Below are 466 nucleotides of genomic sequence, written 5' to 3' on the forward strand. Positions count from 1 at the left end.
CCGTCATAAGTTACCGGCCTGAACGCCGCGCCCCGGACTATCGGCGGGGAAAGAAAAAAGGCGCCCCCTTATTCTTCCCCCCTACCCCCAAAAAAACCAAACAACCGCCCAAATTTTTCGTCGGCCAGGTTTTTTTTTTTCCCCCCTGTTTCCCTAATAACCCCCCCCCTTTAAAACCCGGCTTTATAGTTACAAGAAAAAGAACCCCAACCCCAAAAAGAGGAACAGCCCCGCTTCTTCCAAAAAAACCGCCGTAGAAATCCTTTTACGCGCCCTATTAAACGCCGCCGAAGATACCGGTCTTACAACAATTGTCGCAGGCGGCGGCGTTGCGGCTAACAGCTACCTTCGCTCGTGCCTCTCCAAGCAGAAACACCTCAACTGCATTTTCCCCCCTCTTTCCCTCTGCGGTGACAATGCCGCCATGATAGCCGGCATCGGGTATCAGTACCTTGTTAGGGGAGAG

General features: G+C 53.0%; 1 pseudogene. It reads left to right on the forward strand.

Going from position 1 to position 466, the window contains the following annotated elements:
* Positions 1 to 214: 214 nt before the first annotated feature.
* Positions 215 to 466, forward strand: a pseudogene (locus ACYVTD_RS16565) (tRNA (adenosine(37)-N6)-threonylcarbamoyltransferase complex transferase subunit TsaD); the annotation flags it as partial.

It is taken from the genome of Treponema sp. R6D11, assembly GCF_054786075.1.